The organism is Pandoraea terrae, assembly GCF_902459695.1.
GTDB classification, from domain to species: Bacteria; Pseudomonadota; Gammaproteobacteria; order Burkholderiales; family Burkholderiaceae; genus Pandoraea; species Pandoraea terrae.
On sequence record NZ_CABPRZ010000012.1, the window covers coordinates 1 to 18,826 of the forward strand.

At 61.5% G+C, this 18,826-nt stretch carries 15 protein-coding genes; 5 read left to right on the forward strand and 10 right to left on the reverse strand.

Annotation, left to right across the window (positions count from 1 at the left end; all coding sequences use genetic code 11):
- From PTE30175_RS14870 to PTE30175_RS14900, 7 genes are all read right to left on the reverse strand, one after another.
- A partial coding sequence (locus PTE30175_RS14870) for a WD40/YVTN/BNR-like repeat-containing protein (protein ID WP_263596286.1) occupies window positions 1–338 on the reverse strand: 338 nt, incomplete at its 3' end.
- 31 nt (window positions 339–369) lie between these two features.
- Window positions 370–2,730: an efflux RND transporter permease subunit gene (locus PTE30175_RS14875; RefSeq protein ID WP_150697845.1), complete on the reverse strand. Its 2,361-nt coding sequence runs from the start codon at window positions 2,728–2,730 to the stop codon at window positions 370–372.
- Window positions 2,731–2,793: 63 nt separating this feature from the next.
- Window positions 2,794–4,641 (reverse strand): DUF1302 domain-containing protein, encoded by a 1,848-nt coding sequence (locus PTE30175_RS14880; RefSeq protein ID WP_150697846.1) that lies wholly within the window; start codon window positions 4,639–4,641, stop codon window positions 2,794–2,796.
- Window positions 4,642–4,721: 80 nt separating this feature from the next.
- A complete protein-coding gene (locus PTE30175_RS14885) occupies window positions 4,722–6,086 on the reverse strand; it encodes a DUF1329 domain-containing protein (RefSeq protein ID WP_150697847.1) in 1,365 nt (454 codons plus the stop codon).
- A 297-nt stretch (window positions 6,087–6,383) separates the two neighbouring features.
- Complete coding sequence (locus tag PTE30175_RS14890) at window positions 6,384–7,493, reverse strand: cache domain-containing protein (RefSeq protein WP_150697848.1); 1,110 nt, start codon at window positions 7,491–7,493, stop codon at window positions 6,384–6,386.
- Between the two features lie 139 nt (window positions 7,494–7,632).
- On the reverse strand, window positions 7,633–8,046 hold the full coding sequence (locus tag PTE30175_RS14895) for a RidA family protein (RefSeq protein ID WP_150697849.1): 414 nt from the start codon (window positions 8,044–8,046) through the stop codon (window positions 7,633–7,635).
- A gap of 331 nt (window positions 8,047–8,377) precedes the next feature.
- Entirely contained in the window at window positions 8,378–9,712 is a 1,335-nt protein-coding gene (locus PTE30175_RS14900) for an aminotransferase-like domain-containing protein (RefSeq protein WP_150697850.1), read from the reverse strand.
- A gap of 127 nt (window positions 9,713–9,839) precedes the next feature.
- Here PTE30175_RS14900 and PTE30175_RS14905 point away from each other — a divergent pair, with 127 nt between their 5' ends.
- Genes PTE30175_RS14905 through PTE30175_RS14925 form a run of 5 tightly spaced genes read left to right on the forward strand, consistent with a single transcriptional unit; the run spans window position 9,840 to window position 14,306 of the window.
- Window positions 9,840–10,793 carry a type 2 periplasmic-binding domain-containing protein gene (locus PTE30175_RS14905; protein ID WP_224788786.1) on the forward strand — a complete coding sequence of 318 codons (954 nt, stop codon included), beginning with the start codon at window positions 9,840–9,842 and terminating at the stop codon, window positions 10,791–10,793.
- A gap of 20 nt (window positions 10,794–10,813) precedes the next feature.
- On the forward strand, window positions 10,814–11,605 hold the full coding sequence (locus tag PTE30175_RS14910; RefSeq protein ID WP_224788796.1) for a deaminated glutathione amidase: 792 nt from the start codon (window positions 10,814–10,816) through the stop codon (window positions 11,603–11,605).
- Between the two features lie 39 nt (window positions 11,606–11,644).
- Window positions 11,645–12,544: an ABC transporter substrate-binding protein gene (locus PTE30175_RS14915; RefSeq protein ID WP_150697852.1), complete on the forward strand. Its 900-nt coding sequence runs from the start codon at window positions 11,645–11,647 to the stop codon at window positions 12,542–12,544.
- Window positions 12,541–13,509, forward strand: coding sequence for an amino acid ABC transporter permease (locus PTE30175_RS14920; protein ID WP_150697853.1), 969 nt, complete (start codon window positions 12,541–12,543; stop codon window positions 13,507–13,509). The genes PTE30175_RS14915 and PTE30175_RS14920 overlap by 4 nt, the downstream gene beginning before the upstream one ends.
- On the forward strand, window positions 13,506–14,306 hold the full coding sequence (locus PTE30175_RS14925; protein WP_150697854.1) for an amino acid ABC transporter ATP-binding protein: 801 nt from the start codon (window positions 13,506–13,508) through the stop codon (window positions 14,304–14,306). Before PTE30175_RS14920 ends, PTE30175_RS14925 begins: the two co-directional genes overlap by 4 nt.
- Before the next feature lie 172 nt (window positions 14,307–14,478).
- Here PTE30175_RS14925 and PTE30175_RS14930 read toward each other — a convergent pair whose 3' ends face one another.
- From PTE30175_RS14930 to PTE30175_RS14940, 3 genes are all read right to left on the reverse strand, one after another.
- Entirely contained in the window at window positions 14,479–15,015 is a 537-nt protein-coding gene (locus PTE30175_RS14930) for an aldo/keto reductase (protein WP_150697855.1), read from the reverse strand.
- A 472-nt stretch (window positions 15,016–15,487) separates the two neighbouring features.
- Window positions 15,488–17,020 carry a Do family serine endopeptidase gene (locus tag PTE30175_RS14935; RefSeq protein WP_150697856.1) on the reverse strand — a complete coding sequence of 511 codons (1,533 nt, stop codon included), beginning with the start codon at window positions 17,018–17,020 and terminating at the stop codon, window positions 15,488–15,490.
- A 145-nt stretch (window positions 17,021–17,165) separates the two neighbouring features.
- Window positions 17,166–18,764: a SagB/ThcOx family dehydrogenase gene (locus tag PTE30175_RS14940; RefSeq protein ID WP_150697857.1), complete on the reverse strand. Its 1,599-nt coding sequence runs from the start codon at window positions 18,762–18,764 to the stop codon at window positions 17,166–17,168.
- Window positions 18,765–18,826: the final 62 nt, after the last annotated feature.

Sequence of the window (18,826 nt, forward strand, 5' to 3'; positions counted from 1 at the left end):
TCGCCACCGTCGCCGGTCGCGAGAATCACACCCCATTGCCCAACCACCCAGCCGTGCTTGGGATCGGTGAAGGTAACGGCCGACAGCGTCGCCGAGACCGGCACTTGGCGGGCCTGCCGCCAGGTGCGTCCGTCGTCGTCCGAAAGAAGAATGACACCGTGCTCGCCCACGGCGACGATGCGCGAGCCGGCGCGCGTCGCGTCCAGCAGCATCATGTGGGTCGGCTCGGCCCATGTGTGAGCCGGCATGGCGGCCCAGGCTTCGACCGTTCCCTCGGGTTGGGCAAAAGCTGCCGCGGCAGCGCACAGCGCGGTGCAGGCAACAAGCGTCTTGATCATGGCTGAATCTCTGTAATGGTGCTCGCGGGCATCAGTGGCTGAGCAGGCCCGGCGCGCGCGCCGGCTGACGGCGCGGGAACCAGCGCTCGAGGCACGATGCCAGCGCCGGCAATGCGGTCATGGCCATCAAAAGATTGACGAGGAACATGAAGGCGAGCAGCTTGCCCATGTCGGCCTGGAATTTGAGTGCCGAGAAGCTCCACGTCACCACGCCGACCGCCAGCGTGATCGCCGTGAAGATCGTGGCCACGCACTCGAACTCAAGCGCGCGCTCCATGGCCTTGAGGATCGGATCGCCTTCGGCCAAATGCCTCTGCAGCCGGTTGTAGATGTACAGCGCGTAGTCCACGCCGATGCCCACCGCCAGCACCATGACCGGCAGCGTTGCCACCGTCAGACCGATTTTCAATTCCTTCATGAACCAGTAGCCGATGAAGGTCGCCACCGACAGCGGCACACAGCAGGCCAGCATGGCGCGCCAGTCGCGGTACGCGAGGAACACGAGAATCAGGATCGCCGCGTACACGTACAGCATCATCGGCAGCTCGCTCTTCTCCACCTCGTCATTGGTGGCGGCGAGCACGCCCGCATTGCCCGCTGCAAGGCGGATGTTGATACCGGGGAACGGGTGCGACGCGCGGTATTGCTTCACGTCAGCCAGAATCCGGTTGATCGTCGTCGCCTTGTGATCCGTCAGGAACAGGTGCACGGCAGTCATGCTGCAGTCAGCTTTCATGAATCCCTTGATACGCCCGACGTCGACCGAAACCGCGCCGTAGTTCTCGGGGGAGATCGGCACGACATTCATCTTCGGATAGTCTTCGTTGTAGCCCGCGTTGTAGGTACGCAGCATCGCCGAATACGACTGGGCAGACACCACGCCCGGCTCGGTCCGCATGGCAGTCGTGAAGTCGTCCTCGTACAACCCGAGCGCCGGGTTGTCGCAGGCCTTACCGCCCGATTCGATCGCGACCGAGAGCCAGTCGAGACCCATGTCATAGCTGCTCGCGATCGACGTCGCATCGAGATTGAACCGTGCGTGCTCACGCAACTCCGGTGCCCCCGGCTGCATCGTGCCGATCACGCGGTCGCGGCTCTGCCAGGCGGAGAGTGCAAAGACCACACAGGTCAAGGCGACCGTGACCCCCGCATACTTCGGTTGGGCAACCTTCGCCAGCGGACGCAGCAACGCCGAGCGCCAAGCGCCACGCTTGAGTGCGCTTTCGGCGTATGCCTTCGAGAAGTTGAAGCACGATGCGGCGACCGGCAGCAGGATCAGGTTCGTCACGATCTTGTAGGCCACACCCAGCGAGGCGGTGATCGCCAGTTCGCGCACCATCGGGATCGGGATCAGCAGCAGCGTGATGAACGACACGAAGGCGGTGACGAGGGCCAGCACGCCCGGGATCAGCAGGCCGCTGAAGCTGTGCCGTGCCGCATCGAATGAGCTATGCCCACGCGCGATCTCGCGCACGATGAAGTTGACCTGCTGCACGCCGTGCGACACACCGATGGCGAACACCAGGAACGGCACCAGCACGGCCAGCGGATCGAGCCCGAAGCCCAGCAGCTTCAACGTCCCGAACTGCCAGACGAGCGAGGTCAGCGAGCAGACGATCAGCAGCACCGTGAAGCGCACCGAATGGCAGTACCAGTACACGGCCAGCGCAGTCAGCAACAGTGCGATCGCGCAGAAGCCGAGCACGGCGGTGGCGCCATCGGCAATGTCGCCAATCTGCTTGGCGAAGCCGATGATCTGGATTTCATAGCCCGCATCCTCGAACGGCTTGCGAATCTGGGCTTCGAGCAGATGGTTGAACGCCACGTAATCGAGCACCTTGCCAGTGCGATCCCGCTCGTTCAGTTCGGCCGTGATCATCGCGCTATCTTCGTTATGCGAGACGAGCGTGCCGACATAGCCGCCCAGCGTTGTCGAGCGACGAATGTTTGCGACGATCCCGGGCGTCAACTGGTCGGGCGTGATCGTGCCCGCAATGATTGGCTCCGCGCGAAACCCTTCATCGGTAATCTCATTGACGAACGCGTTCGGCGTCCACAGCGACCGAACACCGATTCGATCGACGTTCGGCAGGTACGTGACCGCCTGGGTCACCTTGTACAGCCGCGTCAACCCCTCCGTCGTCCAGATGGAACCCTTGCGCGCCCGCACGACAACGGTGATCCGGTTCGCACCGAGCAGATCGGACCGGTATTTCTGGAACGTCTGGATGTATTCATGGCCGATCGGCATCTGCTTCTCGAAGCCGGCGTCCATGCGCAACTGCACGGCGAACACCGCCATGAGGGCAGTAAACAAGCCGATGACCGCGAGCACGATCACACGGTGGCCGAAGAAGACTTTTTCCAGACCGCTGACTAGACGATTGAGCACAACATCACCCCTTCAAGTATTTCAACGGCGCACGACGTGCGCCGTCTCCCACAGCTTCACCCGTCAGAAGTTCCGAGTGGCGAACACTCCGATGAAATTTCGATCTGCGAATGGCTGACCCACCGTGTTGTGCCCGCCGAAGAACATCGTGAAATTGATGCCCGCCTGCCAGACCGTCGGATTCTGGTTGAACAGTACGTACAAATTCACCGATTTCGCGCCTTGCATGTAGTTCGCCGAGAACGTCGGCGTATAGCCATAGAGCGCGTCGGAGAAGGTCACGCCGGGCGTCACCTGCCACCCGGGGATCAGGGTGCCGTCATAAGTCCAGTTGAAATCGATCGTCGCGCCCACGGAACTCGACGTGCCCTGCGCCATCGCGATCGGATAGCCCAGGCCCGAGTTCTGGTTCAGCCAGGGCAGATAACCGGCTTGGGGCACCTGCGTGACCGTTTGCCCGTTGATGGTGCGCGTCACGCCGCTCGAACTCAGGCCCGGGTACTTGATCCACGTCACCTCCCACGTCAGCGCCGCCGCATCCGCGCCGAGCAGCTTGATGAACGGATGCTTGCTCGGCGTCAGCGCCAGAATGCCGTTGATGTCGAACTGGAATTTTTTCTTGTCGACCCATTGCTTGCAGTCGATGCCGGCTACGCCGTTCGTATTCAGGTCGAGCGGACCGCCGGGACCAAAGCAACTCGAGAGCGCCACGGCGTCGCGCGGGCGATACGACAGCTCAGCGCCGATCGCCCAGTCGCCCAGCCCGAAATTCGTACTGACGCCAAAGAGCTGCCGGTTCTCGGGATACGACCACTGTACCGTTCCGTTGGCCAATGACGTGAGCACCGGAGACTTGTCCGCATAGTTCAGGTAATAGAACCCGAAGTTCGCGTCAACGAAACTCGGCGCATAGTTGAACTTCACGCCGAACTGTGGCTTGTACTTCGACGGCAGCTTCGTCGACACGGGAAGGCCGATATCATTGAACGGCGGCCCGGCGAAGTCCCCGTTGACGAGGCCAGCGTTGATCGCGCTGATCGCGTTCGCATTACGTGCCGCGCCCGGCCCGCCAGTCGCGTTCGCAATCGTCCCCGCGCTGGGGCCCGCCGCGTTGAAGTTGGCGGTGCTGATCGTGAGCGGTTCCGCGCCGCGGCCAAAGGCATTCGTGGTCGACCAGAACGTTCCGACCGGCGGGTAGCGGTTCCCGTTCCACTGCCACTGGTAGTAAGCCTCGGTGCTGACCCCATGGGAAAGGTCCGCGGCGAAGCTCAGCATCGGCGCCGGGAGCAGCGCCTGCTTGAGTTGCGACCCCGGAACCAGCAGCTTCTGGATGTCGAGCGAGTTGGTGGCATTGATGCCGCCCATGGCGTAGATGCTCTCGCCCCAGTTGATCACCTGGTTGCCGAGTCGCACGTGTGCGGGCCGCCCGGAAATCGTGAAATCCTTCTCGCCCCACAGGTCGAGCAGTTGCGCGTTGTAGACGACCTGCGCCGAAGCAGTGCTCGAGAGCGGCGTTCTCTCCGTATTCTTGGCCATGAAGTCATACATGCCCGTGCCGCGGGCCATGAACTTGAGCCCCTCGCTCGGCATCGTCAACAGCAATTCGCTGGTCGCACTCAGGTAGGTGGTGAACGGCTTCCCCTTGCGGTAATTCAGGTCACCGTTGTCACCGAACCCCCATTGATCGACGTTGGCCGCCGCGCCGCACCCGTTCGCGTTCGGATCACCGGTGAGCGAGCAACTCGGATTCTTGGTCCGAATCCCAGCGCCCGCTGTGAGGTTGCTCACCCACGAAGCCTTGATGCTGTCGTCCGGCCCCATCGTGAACTCATAGCCGTACGCGCTCGACGTTGCCGCGCCCAAAATTGCGAGCGAAACCGTAGCATGCCTACTGATAATTTTCCTTTTCATCGTCCCCTCACCCAGCAGTTGCATTCAATGCCGACGTGCGCCGTCGGTGCACGTTGGCCCTCTTATCCTCGCAACAACGCTCAGCGCTCGCTGACCGACCTCAGCGTCTCCGCAGTGTAGAAGTCGGACTTGAACCGCGGATCGCTGATCTGCTGGTACCAGTGAAGATCCTTGCCCTGGCCGATAGTCGATTGATCGAATACGTAACGTCCGTTGTTCAGGTCGTACTGTACGAATGGTTCGTTATCGCAAGCGCCACCCAGCTCCCACACCGGAATCGGGTAGCTTTCTCGCACCTTCCACAGCTTGCCCTGGGCGTCGTAGTCCTCGCCGACGAGCGCCAGCCAGCTGTCTTCGTCCAGATAGAACGTTTTCTTCGACGACGCGTGGCGTGCAGTGGGTTTGACCGTCGCCTCGACGACCCAGACGCGGTGCATCTCGTAGCGCCGATTATCGGCAGCGATGCCATTCGGTGTTGCAACGTCGTGCAACTTGCTGTTGAACTTGTACATGCCGAAGGCGTTGTACGGAACGATCATTTCCTTCTTGCCCGCGAGCTTCCAGTTGAACCGGTCGATAGCACCGTTGAACATGTTGGCTTCATCGATGAGGTACTGGTTCTCGAAGCCGATCAATGGCGCGTCGTGCGTATAGGCCGGCATGCGCCTCACCCGTCGCTGTCCGGGAAAGTAGTAGAACGTTTCCGATGCCTTGTTGAAATATTGGCGTTGTACAAAAGCCTGTCCGGCCAACGCCGCCGGCGAGTTCGCGGTGAAGTAGGCGGCCAGACTGAGCTGGTCGACGTCCGCTGGCGTAGTCTTGCCCTGTTTGCCCCATGGGAAATAGAAGACCTGCGGGCCGATGGCATCGATCCATTCGCCGCCACCGGGGCGCGGGGAAATGGAAGTTACGATGGGGGGCCATTCAACACCTTCGCCCCGGTACCGCATCACGTAGTTCAGGATCGCTTCGGCGCCGTTCTTGGGCTGCGGGAACGCCACGCCGGGGAAAATCGCGGTCTGCACCATTTCGCCGGTCGAATCGAGCTTCGCCGCCGTGAGATTCGCCTTCGAGTTCTGTGCAACGGCATCCGGCACCTGGCATTCGCGATGCGACGGATAGACGTCCATCCGATAGCCCTTCGTCTGCTTGATCAACTGGATCTGACCGGGTGACAGTTGGCTTGCGTACTTGTCGACATTCGAGGCGTCGACCGAATAAAGCGGCTTCTCGCTCCGATGCTTCCAGAAATCGCCTCGATACTTCCCGTACGACCACCCAGCATCAGGCGATTGCTTCCCCGCATAGGCCGGTACGGCGCCGTCCTTGCTCGCCGCGCGATCGCCTCCCTCCGGCGTAATGTCGTCTGCCGCGACAGCAGTCACACCCACAAGCAATAAAGCGGCCGCGATAGCAGACACGGCTCCGATGCTGCACTTCCTCATGATGGTTCCCCTTCCGATTCCGCCTTCACACACTTGTCGCGCCGCTCCCGGGCGAAACACGTTCATTTCGATTCGATCAGCCACGACTACTTGACTACGCCGATTTCATCCATGGGTGGTCTCCTGATTCGTGATTAGCCTGGCAACCGGGTTGCGAACACTTCCGGCCGCTGCGTTTATAGAACACATTACCAATGTTAGGTAATCATGACAAAAATAAGAAGGGGAAAAAATACAGGGTATTCCCTGCGCTGGGTAACGCCTACGCGGTCAAACGAGGCGGGTGCCGTTCGCAAATCACATCGGCTTCGGAGAGGCGCGCAGCGGTGACATCAGGCGATGAAGCAGCAACACGAGTACGCCGGTTGCGACCGCCGCACATATCGCGGCCGTGACAAGGGCATCCCTCATCAGGTCCCGAGCCGCTTGCGTCGCGAGCACCTTCGGAAAGCTGACACGCACGGCCCAGGGAGGCATGTCCCGGTGTACGACGACAGGCTGCAGCAGGTGCACCACGCCAACCTCGTCTTCATACTCGTACGGCCTGCCCCCCCTCACAGCCCTGAGCCCCTCTTCGGGAATGTCCTGCGCCGGCTTCTGAAGCAATGTGGCGTCCGAATGGGCCGCGTATAAACCGCCATTGGAGATTAGCGCCATATCGGCGCCGTCCACAGACCGGATGCCTACAAGGATCATTCCAAGTTGATTGAGCGTGAAGTCCGCGTAGACGACACCGCGGAACTTGCCGTTCACCATGATGGGCACGATCAGCGAAGTCGCCGACACCTCTTTTCCGTCCACCGGGTAAGCGTAAGGCTCCGTGAAGAAGATCCGGCCGGTCCGCTTGGGCATTTCGTACCAGTCGTTGCCCCCCGGCGTCGTCATGAATTGAAGAGGCTGGGCCAACAAACTGCCGTCTGACTTGCGGTGCCAAAGGACCTTGTAGCGGCCTGTCTCGTCGAAGCGCGGCTGCTGGCCGGCAAACTCGGCATCCCGACCATCCAGGGCATTGGGTTCCCAGATAAAGCCCGCGCTTACAACGTCGGGGTGGTCTGACAAGAAGCCTTTGATCATGTCGTCCAACTGGTCACGCGTCGGCGGATGGGTGGCCTCGCTGGTGCGTCGAGCGATCGACGCAAGCTGGAGAACGGCTCCCAGGTGAGTCCTGAACGCGGTTTCGAGCGAGCCCGCCGCCTCACGTGAACCGCTTCGCGCGAGTGCCATCGTGCTGGCCTCCGTCTGGCGGCTGCTGTTGATACCGATGACCGTGGCGGTCGTGCCCAGGCTGAGCACCAGTAGGCAAAGGGCAAGCAAACAGATGCGTGCCTCAAGCGAGATCCGGGCGATAGAGACGCACGATGTCAAAGCCTGTAAAAGGCGGGCCATTCTGATATCCCCGATGTACATCTCGGCTCCCTGGCGATCGCGGTCGGCGCCGCGAGTGCGAAGCGCAGAGAGCAAGTCGCCGCATTTTTTTGGTGTGCTCCCTGTGAGGAAGGGCACAACCTGCTCCCCACGTGAACTGAGGGTGTTTGGATAACCTGGCTTAGGTATCACCGCACCCGGCCACTGCCACCGCCCGGATCTCGATGCACAACTCGGGAAGGGCTAGCTCCGTGACGCCAACTGCAGTCCACGACGGATAGCGGTTCGGAAAGTACTCGTCCCTGACCGCCGAGAAGACCTCGATGTCATGCCGAAGATTCGTGTGGAAGGTCGTCAGTTCGACGACGTCGGCCAGGCTCGCCCCCGCGGCCTCAAGAACGGCTTTCAAGGACTCGAAGGCGATCCGGGCCTGCGCCTGCATACCCTCACCGGGCCTCATCTCGGCGTCGATCCCAACTTGGCCGGAAACCCAAATGGTGTCTCCCACGCGAGTCGCCGGGGAGAAGTGGTAGGCGTCGTACCACGCCTGGAACCCGGGCGGAATGATCGATTGCCGTTTCGTAGTCGTTGCCATGGTGAATACCTTTGCTCAAACGAGTTGATGGAAGCAGGGTGCACGGAAGGGATCGCCACGCTTCAGCGACGCCAGTTCCTCAACGGAACAGAATGCCCGCGCCTTTCATGTAGAACACATTGCTAATGTTAGTAAATGATGACAACAATAAGAAGTAAAAAAAAGACAGGGTATTCCCTGTCCTTTTGGGTCTCATGGGTCTGGGGGAAGGTCGTTGCCGGCGTGGGCTATGGTTTCGGCGAGGTACTAGCGAGTTTGTTCGGGGGCCTTGATGCGGACGCGGCCTGGATGCTCGGTTATCGAGCACAAGGGCCGACGGTCCGTTCAGCGCTCAACGCAATCGGGCAGCCAGCGCGATCGCGTCGGCCACCATCTCGATATTTTCTGTCAACATGCCGGTGCCTACGCGAATGTGATCGCGTGCGTTGACCAAACAAAACCGGCTGCCGGGGAGCACCGCAATGCCGCGCGCGGCCATGGTGACCAGCGCAAATTGCTCCGACTCGACGGGAATCCATAGGCTTAGACCATCGTGGCTCTCGGTCCGAACCCCGCGCTGGCGCAAGGCGGCAAGCAGCCCGTTACGGCGCTCGGCGTAGACGCCGCGCGCGTGCGCCACGCTGGCCGAAACCTCCGGATCGTCGAGCATCCAGGCGGCCGCCCCCTGCAGAATGCGACTGGTCCAGCGCGCGCCAAAGTTTCGAAACGCCTGAATGCGACCGACAATGTCGGCCGAACTCGACAGCACTGCCAAACGCAGGTCCGGTCCCAGCGATTTCGAATACGACACGATGTGCACGGTGCGCTCCGGAAAGCGTTCGCCCAAGCTCACCGCCGGATAGCTCGCGATATCGCCGAGGCCATCGTCCTCGACCATCAGCGTTTCACTGCGCGCGAGTAGCTTCGCCAGCTCGTCCAGCCGTGCACCGCTGACCGCGATGCCAGTCGTGGCGTGGGTGCGCGGTTGGTAGACGAACGCCACCGGCTTGCGCTTGAGTGCCTCGCGCAACGCGGTCGGTTGTGGGCCCTCACTGTCACACGCCACTGGCACGACCTGCGCGCCCAGATATTCGAGAATGTCGAGAATTCGCGTCGCCGACGGATCTTCAATCGCCACTACAGAGCCCGGCAGCACCAGTGTCTGCAGGGCCAACAATAGCGCTTCGTAGCCGCCGTTGGTCGCAAGGAGTGCCTCTGGCCGATATGGCCAGCGGCGCGCCGCAGCCTCGCGTAACGACGCGACAATCGGCGCGCGGTTGTAGGTATTGATATCCGGTGCTCGCAAGCCTTCGGCCAGCGCGCGCGACGGATCCGGCAACAACGCGGGATCGGGCGTGGCAAAGCTCAGATCGGCGACGATGTGCTGCCCGAACGCCGTTGCGATCTCGAAGCGCTGGGGATGCGGCGACACTTTATCGCCGCACACCCAAACCCCGTTGCGCCCGCGGCCATTGATGATCTTGTATCGCCGCAACTCGCCCCACGCACCCGAAATCGTCGCGGGACTCACGCCGAGTGCCTGCGCCAAGTCACGCACCGGCGGCAATTGCGAACCCACCGCAAGTGCGCCGGACCGAACCAGCGCCATCGTCTCCAGGGCGATGCCACGCGTCGTGCGATCACTCAGGTGTTGCACCCACCACGCTATCGGCTGCGTCTGTTCCATAGAGATTCATTTTTGTTCAATAACAAAAATATCATTGTACGTCAAAATTATTACATTTAGCATGGATATCGACAGCGCTGAATGAAGCATGCCTGCGTGCAATATCCCCGACACTCTGGAGACGATTTTGGGCATCACCCTCAAACTGGCAGTACGCGACTGGGACTACATCGTGCCGCTCGCCCTGGGCGACTTGCGCTCCCCGGACTTCGACCTGCAGATCGACCGGGTTGGCACCCTTCCGGGCAACTTGGCCAACGATCCCCGGTATGATGCCGGCGAAACTTCGTTCAGCGCGTACTCCCTGGCGCGAGCGTCCGGCGACGAGTCGCTCGTCGGCGTACCGCATTTCCTGATGCGCGCGTTTCGTCACCGCTGCATCATCACTGCGGCCGACAGCGGCCTGACGTCGATCGAGCAACTCGCTGGCAAGCGCATCGGCCTGACCGGCTGGCGTGATTCCGGCAACACCTGGACACGCGCGATCTTGCGCCGGGCCGGCATCGGGATCGACGACGCCGAGTGGCTGGTCGGCCGCCTGACCGACCAGCACGAGATCACGGATCGGCTCAACGGCTTCGGCCGGCCGGGACGCATCGACGCGGTGCCGAACGAGCGCCCGATGGTCGAATTGCTGGCCAGCGGCGAGCTCGACGCGATCTTCACGCCGTTCATGCCGCCCGGCTTCTTCGCGCCGTCGTCGGGCATGCGGCAACTGTTGCCCAACTGCCGCGACGCCGAAGTGTCATATTTCAAGGAAGTCGGTTACGTCCCGGGGATCCATATCCTCGGCATCAAACCCGGCGTGGTGCGGGAACATCCCTGGCTGCCGCAGGCCCTGAGCGAACTGCTGGACGAGTCGGCCCGCATCTGGCTGCAGAAGCGCGAAAAGTATGCCGACACCACGCCGTGGATCATCGACGAACTACGCCAGACCTCGCAGGATCTGCCGGCGACGTGGAATCGCAACGGATTTGCCGAGAACGAGGCAATGATCCTCGACTTCGCCGCGGAACTGCACGCGCAACAACTTACGCCTCGCCGGTTGTCGCCTTCCGAACTGTTTCCGCACGCTGTTTGAATGCATCTATTGGAGCCATGATGATGAAAGTTGCACTGGGGCAATTCGCCGTGAGCCGCGTGTGGGAAGAAAACGCACAAATCTGTCTCGACCTGATGGCGCGCGCCAGCGCCGCCAAGGCGGACCTGTTGGTGCTCCCCGAAGGTATCCTGGCGCGCGACATCGCCGACCCGGACTTGGTGCGCCGCGCCGCGCAGCCGCTTGACGGCCCGTTCGTGACGCAACTGCTCGAGGCTAGCCGCGGTTCGCGCATGACGACGATGATGAGCGTCCACAATCCGTCCGAGGCCGGACGCGTATGGAATACACTGATCGCCATTCGAGATGGCGAGATCGTGGCGCAGTATCGAAAACTGCATCTGTACGACGCGTTTTCGATGAAGGAATCGACCAATGTCGAACCTGGCGTTGCGGTGCCGCCGCTGGTCGACGTGGCCGGGCTGCGCGTGGGCCTGATGACATGCTACGACGTGCGCTTCCCGGAACTGGCGCGCCGCCTGGCGCTCGATGGCGCCGATTTGCTGGTGCTGCCTTCGGCATGGGTCAAGGGACCGCTCAAGGAAATGCATTGGGACGTGTTGGTCACCGCCCGCGCGCTCGAGAACACGGTCTACGTTGTCGCCGTCGGCGAATGCGGCGAACGCAATATTGGCAACAGCATGGTGGTCGATCCGCTCGGCGTGGCCATCGCGCGCGCGGCCGAGGCGCCGGCGCTGCTGTTCGCCGAAGTCGACCCGGCACGGCTGGCGCACGCCCGCAATGTTTTGCCGGTGCTGGAGAACCGCCGGTTTGCCAAGCCTGAACTGCGTTAACCCACTGCCTGACTTCCCATCGTCCAAAGGATCGTTGCCATGATGCTTCATACCTTCGTTCGCGCCGCCTTGGTGGCCGGTCTGTCGGCCTGCCTCGCGCACGCGGCTGTTGCCGCGGACGCCATCCCGACGCAAACCATGGATGCCAAGCTGCACGCCAGATTGCCCAAGGAGATCCAAAGCGCCGGCGCGATGACCGCGGTCAACAACGGCTCGTTCCCCCCGTACGAGATCGTCGAGGACGCGCATTCGCTCAGCGGTGCGTCGGCCGATCTCGCCGAGGCGCTCGGCCAGTTGCTCGGCGTCAAGATCCGGCATGAGACGGTGAGCGGTCTCTCGGGCATCCTGAGCGGAATCAAGGCCGGCCGGTATCAGTTCGCCATGGGTCCGATCGGCGATTTCCCTGAGCGCCAGGCCAATAATGATTTCATCGACTACGTTCAGGAGTTCGTAGTGTTTGCGGTGCAATCCGGCAATCCGCAGCGCATCAATTCGCTTGACGATACCTGCGGCAAGCGGATCGCGGTGATGGCAGCCGGCTCGGCGGAGAAAGTCATCAAGCAACAATCACTGCATTGCACCGAGGCGGCCAAGCCTGCTGTGCAAGTGCAGTCGTTCACCGATCAGGCGACGTCGATTCTGGCGGTGCGCTCGCGTCGTTCCGACGCGTTTTTCTCATCGCAAGCGCCTCTGACATATTTCACGGCGCAGACCCACGGTGCGTTGGCGCTCGCCGGCACGGGTGCCAGGAACGGCTTCAGGGATCTGTTCCAGGGCGCCGTGGTGTCGAAGGGCTCGCCGCTCACCGGCGTGCTGCGCGACGGGCTGCAGAAGCTGTTCGATAACGGTACCTACGCGCGCATCATGAAGAAATGGGGACTGGAGGGCAACATGATCAAGGCGCCCGGAATCAACCTTGCGAAGGATGATACGAAATGAACACGCCCGGTCAAACACGCACGCCGACCGCCGACGCCGACGAAGCGCGCCTGCACGACGTGGCAAACGCTCACGAGCCCCTTCCATGGGGCCGCTGGCTGGCGTGGGCGATAGCACTCGGCGTGGGCGCGAACCTGGCATGGATCATCGCGCGCAACCCGGCTTTCGAATGGCACGTGGTGACGCGGTGGTTCTCCGCGCGATCGATCGTCAATGGCTTGATGGTCACGCTGGGACTGACGGTCGTGTCGATGCTCATCGGCGTGCTCCTGGGCCTGGGCCTCGCGATAGCGCGGTTGTCGGAGAGTCTGCTGGCGCGGCAGCTGGCGGGGCTCTATATCTGGATTTTCCGCGGTACGCCGCTGCTGGTGCAGTTGATCTTCTGGTACAACCTGTCGACGCTGTTTCCACAGTTGTCGATCGGCGTGCCGTTCGGGCCAACGTTCGGGACGTGGAATACCAATGAACTGATTACACCGTTGACGGCGGCGATTGCCGGGTTGGCATTGAACGAGGCCGCTTATATGGCGGAGATCATTCGTGCCGGGTTGATCTCGGTGGACTCGCGGCAAAGGGAAACGGCGATGGCTTTCGGGATGACGCGCGCGAGGGCCATGCGTCGAATTGTCATTCCGCAAGCCATGCGAGCGATCGTGCCGCCAACAGGCAACCAACTGATCAGCATGATCAAGGCGACGTCGCTGGTCAGCGTCATCGCCATGGGTGATCTGCTGTACTCGGTGCAAGCGGTCTATAACCGTACGTTCGAGGTCATTCCGCTGCTGATGGTTGCAGTGCTGTGGTATCTGCTGGTGACATCGATGCTCAATGTCGGGCAATCGGCGATCGAACGGTACTACGCCCGCGGAGAGGGCATCAAGGCGACGCGCAAGCGTGCTGCATCCGCGTTTGCCAGTGTGCCCCCCAATGGCGTCGCCCGGTCAGTCGGAGGTCAGCAACGATGAATTCGATAACAAATCAAAGTCCGACGCCGTCCGAGACGCGTCCGCTGGTACGCGCGAGAAACGTCCACAAGCGCTTCGGCGACAACGAGGTACTGAAAGGCATCGATCTCGACGTCAATGGCAGTGAGGTCGTCGTGATTCTCGGGCCTTCGGGCTCGGGGAAATCCACCTTCCTGCGCTGCATCAATCAACTCGAATCGATGGACCAGGGTTCGATCATGGTTGGCGAGGTGCAGATCGGTTACGAATTGCGCGGCCGGCGGCTGTGCAAGCTGACGCCGCATGCGCTTGCCCGTCAACGCCGCGATATCGGGATGGTGTTCCAGCAATTCAATCTGTATCCGCATTTCACAGTCTTGCAGAACATCGTGGAAGCGCCGATTGGCGTGCATGGACAAGACCGGGCCGAAGCCGAGGCTTACGCGATGGAACTGCTGGACAAAGTCGGCTTGCGAGACAAGGCCAACGCGTATCCGAGACAATTGTCGGGCGGACAGCAGCAACGTGTAGCCATCGCGCGGGCGCTGGCGATCAAGCCCAAGCTGATGTTGTTTGACGAGCCGACGTCCGCGCTGGATCCGGAACTCGTGGGCGAAGTCCTGGCGACGATGCGCGACTTGGCGAACCAGGGCTTGACCATGATCGTTGTCACGCACGAAATCGGCTTTGCTCGCGAAGCCGCCGATCGGGTCGTGTTCATGGATGGCGGCAAGGTGGTCGAATCAGGACCTCCGAAAGAGGTGCTGTCGAATCCGCAACACCCTCGCACGCGTGCATTCCTGAGCCGGTTTATTTGATGCGTAGAGGACGCGGGGGCAATTCAAAGGTCAGCGGTCCGTGGGCCGAATGTGAAGCTCGGGGCAGTCTCCCCAGCAACTCCATGCTCGCCTGAACTGCCCCCGCAAACTTGGCCGCCCAACTTTACGGGGGGCAGTTCATCGTTCGGCACGCCTTTTCTTATTTCCAAAGTCAGCGGGATAGCAACCCCAGGCTCCTCCCCCCATCCAGCAGTTCAAATTCCTGATCAGTCAGGTCGATTTCCTGTCCCCTAATGTTCTCTCGCAGGTGCTCCGGAGAGCCTGTTCCAGGTATGGGGAGTATCGCGTTGCTTCGGCGTAAAAGCCATGCCAAGGCGATCTGAGTTGGTGTGACACCGCGTGCGGCAGCCATTTCCGCCAACAAGGGTTCAGAAACCACCGCACCCGATGCCAAGGGGCCCCACGCAATGAACACGATTCCCTTGTCTTCGCACTCACTTAACACCGCTTCGCTCTCGCGATCCAATACGTTGTATCGATTCTGAACAGACGAGATCGGCAAAACCTGTCTTGCGGCGGTCAGTTCATCCACTGTGACTTGACACAGACCGACATTCTCCACTAGCCCATCGTCCAAAAAACTTTTTAGTGCGCCGAACTGCTCATCCTGCGGCACGAGGGGGTCTATGCGGTGAAGCTGCCACAGGAGAAGACGGTCTGTCCGTAAGCGTCGACAACTGAGGTGAATTTGCTGCCGGTGGAGCGCTCCAGCGTTTCTCGATCACGAGAAATACGGAGGTGATGATGAGATTCGGCTTTGCGGTCCAACCGCTTTTGAGGGAGATACGGTGCCCATTCGTGGGAACTTCGATGTCATTAGGTGTAATGATCTACTCGCCCTCTCAGGCGTGGTCAGCTATTCCGTGGGGTGGAATTGCACGTTCAACGGAATTCCGCGCATTGGCGTCTACTTGGGCGAGTGAGGGCAATGCACAAGGGGAAGTTGCCACGGCTTGCCACGCGGCTTCATACTCGAGAGACGCATCTTGATTATTACACTCTCGCTCATAAATGACCGTATCTGCCTGCGGATGAGCCGTTACAGAACGTTACCGTCGCAATTTCTGGCGTTTCAGCTCGTTGAACGTCACGCCCCTCCTCTCCCATCACCCGGGTCGTCGCCTAACGACCTGATCGATACTTCGCTCGCCGGCACGCATTCACCTGAGTTCGACCGAGACAAAGACGCGGGTGTTGTCATGCAGGATCAGCAATGCGACCTGCTTCCCGGCCTTTGCTGCCAGCGTACCCAGTTGCTCCCGCGATCTGACCGGCGTGCCATTGAGCGACAGGATGATATCGCCGGGTTGGATGCCGGTACCTGCCGCGGCCCCATAGACCCCGTCCACCATCAGACCCTCTGCAAGCCCGCTGGCGACACGCTCGGCCTCATTGAGCGGGCGCACCGCCAAGCCGAGGCGATCGGCTGCGTTGCCTTCGTCTTGCCGAACGGCGGATTTTTCCTCGAACGCGCCGACCGTGACCGTGACCGTCATCGGTTTTCGATTGCGGATCAGCGTGAGTGTGGCCTTCGTCCCGGGCTTGAGGGCGGCCGCACGCTCCGCGAGTTCGGCGGACCGGTCAATCGCCTTGTCGCCGATCTGTGTGATGACGTCGCCTGGCTTGATGCCGCCGGCTGCGGCTGACGTGCCGGGCTCTACGGAAGTGACCAGCGCACCTTCCGGCCCGGGCAGGCCAAATGCCCGAGCCAGGCCCGGGTCGACGTCTTGCACGCCTATGCCAAGGTAGCCCTGGGCCACCTTGGACTGGGCCAGCAACTGCGCTTCCACCTTGGTCGCCACGTTGATCGGGATGGCAAAGGTCAGGCTCTGGTACCTCTCCGTCTGCGCATAGATCTGCACGTTGATGCCGATAACCTCGCCGGAGCGGTTGAACAAGGGGCCGCCGGAATTGTCGGGATTGGCGGCGACATCAGTCTGAATGAAGGGAACAGCGTTGCCGTCCGGCTGCGCGCGGGGGGCGGCACTGACAATGCCGGCCGTGACGGTGTTCTCGAAGCCGTAGGGTGATCCAATCGTCAGCACGGGTTCGCCGGCGCGCACGCGCGACGAGTCGCCAAGTCTGACGGTCGGAAGCTTCTTGGCGTTGATCCGGAGCACTGCGACATCGCTCTGCGCGTCGACGGCGAGGACCTTTGCCTTGAACTCGCGCCGGTCGGTCAGCTTGACCGCAACTTCCTCGGCGCCGTCCACCACGTGAGCATTGGTCAGGATCAGGCCGTCCGGGCTGATGATGAAGCCGGAGCCGATACCCCTTATCACGTGTGGCGAACTGCCTCCCGGGTCTTGAAATTGCGGCGCGGAACCCTTGAAGAACTGGAAGAAGGGATCGTCCTGATCAATGGCCTCGGGCACTGGCCCCGACGTTTGCTGCTCCGGCGTGGGCGCGCTGACATTCACGACGGCAGGCCCGTATCGTTCCACGATGGCGGGGAAGTCGACTGGCGCGGCAGCCCTTGCCTGCGCGCTAGCGCTTGTCGGCGCGGCAGCACTTGCCGGCGCGGCAGCGCTCGCCGGCGGAACGCGTATCCCTTTGGCGGGTACCGGTGTAGCACCCGCGGCGATCGCAACTGGCTGAAGGTAGGGATAGCCGCCAAGCATGGAAGCTATCACGACAGCGCCGAGCAAGGCGCCGTTAACGTTTTTGCGGGTCTTGCGGGTCTGGCGGAGCATGGCGCACCTCCAATGCGGTCATCATGCCGGTGGTCGGACAACTGTTCGGCACCGTAACTCCACGCTAGGTCGTCATTATTCTATCCCCTCACGGAGGATGCGCGTGAAGGGCGGGAGGAAATTTTCGAGAGGTGGCGCTTTCGCTTCAAGGCTGAACCTCATACGGCGGAAATGCCGACAGGCGCTGATCGACCACCGCACCACCGACAGTAAAGTGATACAAGCTTTGCCAAGCGTGATCCTTAACGCCGAGCAGCGCGTGCATTTCATCATCGAAGAAACAGCCAATCCCCGTGGATCGCACTCCGGCGGCTTCGGCTTCGAGATAGAGCGCTTGGCCGAGAATGCCACACTCCCAGAAAAGATGGCGATAGCGCCATGGTTGCTTCAAGGCGATTTCGAATTTCGCGAGCATCCCCAGCGAAAAGCAGGAGTCGGCGCCGATATCCTGGTGGCAGCAGATCAGCTTTGCTGCGGCGCGCAAATCGTATGGCAGCAGAAAATAGAGCGGCAGATGGTCCGGTCCGGTCTTTTGCCACAGCCATTCCGGACGCATGGACTGCTTGAGGAACGGCTGCGCAGCCGGATCTCTCACGAGCACATACAGGCCCGGCTCCAGGCCATCCACGCGGTGAACGAATAGCACCGGATGTACCGCAGCAGGAGACGTCAGCGCATTCCACGGCGGTGTGTCGGGACATGCCAACAGGCACGCCAGCATGGTGAAAAAAGCCGCGTCGGTAATGCGCGTCGTACCATCGAAATTCACAGCGCTGCGGCGCTGCCGAGCGATCCGGGCAAAAGTGAGATCGAGGGCGGGCGTCGCAGGCGATGGGCGCTGCTCCGGATTCAGCAAGGTCGGTTCGCGCGTATGCGACTTGTTCGTGGCGCGATGGATCGAATCGATATCCGGCCACGTCACATGTCCCGAGCTTAGCTGATTGGCGCATCCGTACCAGTGTGCCTTATCCAAAGCAGCCCGCATGCTCTCAAGATCAGGCCGTATTTCAGGATTGCCGATCCAAAGCAAGACATCCGGCACCTCGGCTTCGGCCGCTCCGAAATCTTCGCTGCGGTCCAATCCAAGCAAGCGGGCCACCGTATCATCCGCAGCGGCCTCCACCAGCCGCGTTTGCCAGCCGAGCGCTGCCGCTGCGTAACTCATCGCGGCGATGGCATGGCCGCAATCGTGCTGGCAGTAACGCCAGGCGCGCATGCCGTATTTCCACGCCTCGCGCCAGTGGATCGAATTTATGCCGATCAGGACCCCCTTTTCCGAGAACGCCTCGGTCCATCGCGGGTCATCCACCGCAGCGCGATGTTCGAGCAAATGATCTCGGCTCAGATAATGATAGACCCCACCGGGCACGCCGGGCAGCGCCGGACAGAGAAGATAGCCCTCGGTCGGATGCAGATTTCCGCTCGACGGGTTGCAGCGAAGCGCCCACCGCTGGGCGCCATAGGATTTCCACGCGGACAGGCCGAGCGAGAGTTCGAACAGGATTGCCAGCGTAGAAAGATCGAATCGGTGCGCGGGCGGCAGAACGCCGCAGCGCAGCGCGTTGTAGCGTGTGGCCAGGGTGTCTGCCGCTAACGGCAGCCCAATGCGCGGTGCGCCGCGAAACACGCGGAACGGATCCGGTTGGGTTGCCCAGTCGAGTCCCCCGGGGCCAGGCGCGTAGTGGTCAACGCGGTGCTTGCTGCGTTCGTGATATTCAAGTAGCACGTGCCCTGACCGGTCCATGTTCCCTTCAGCCCAAGAATGTCCGCCCCACGCAAAAGGCCGCCGTCACAGCGCGTGATGAC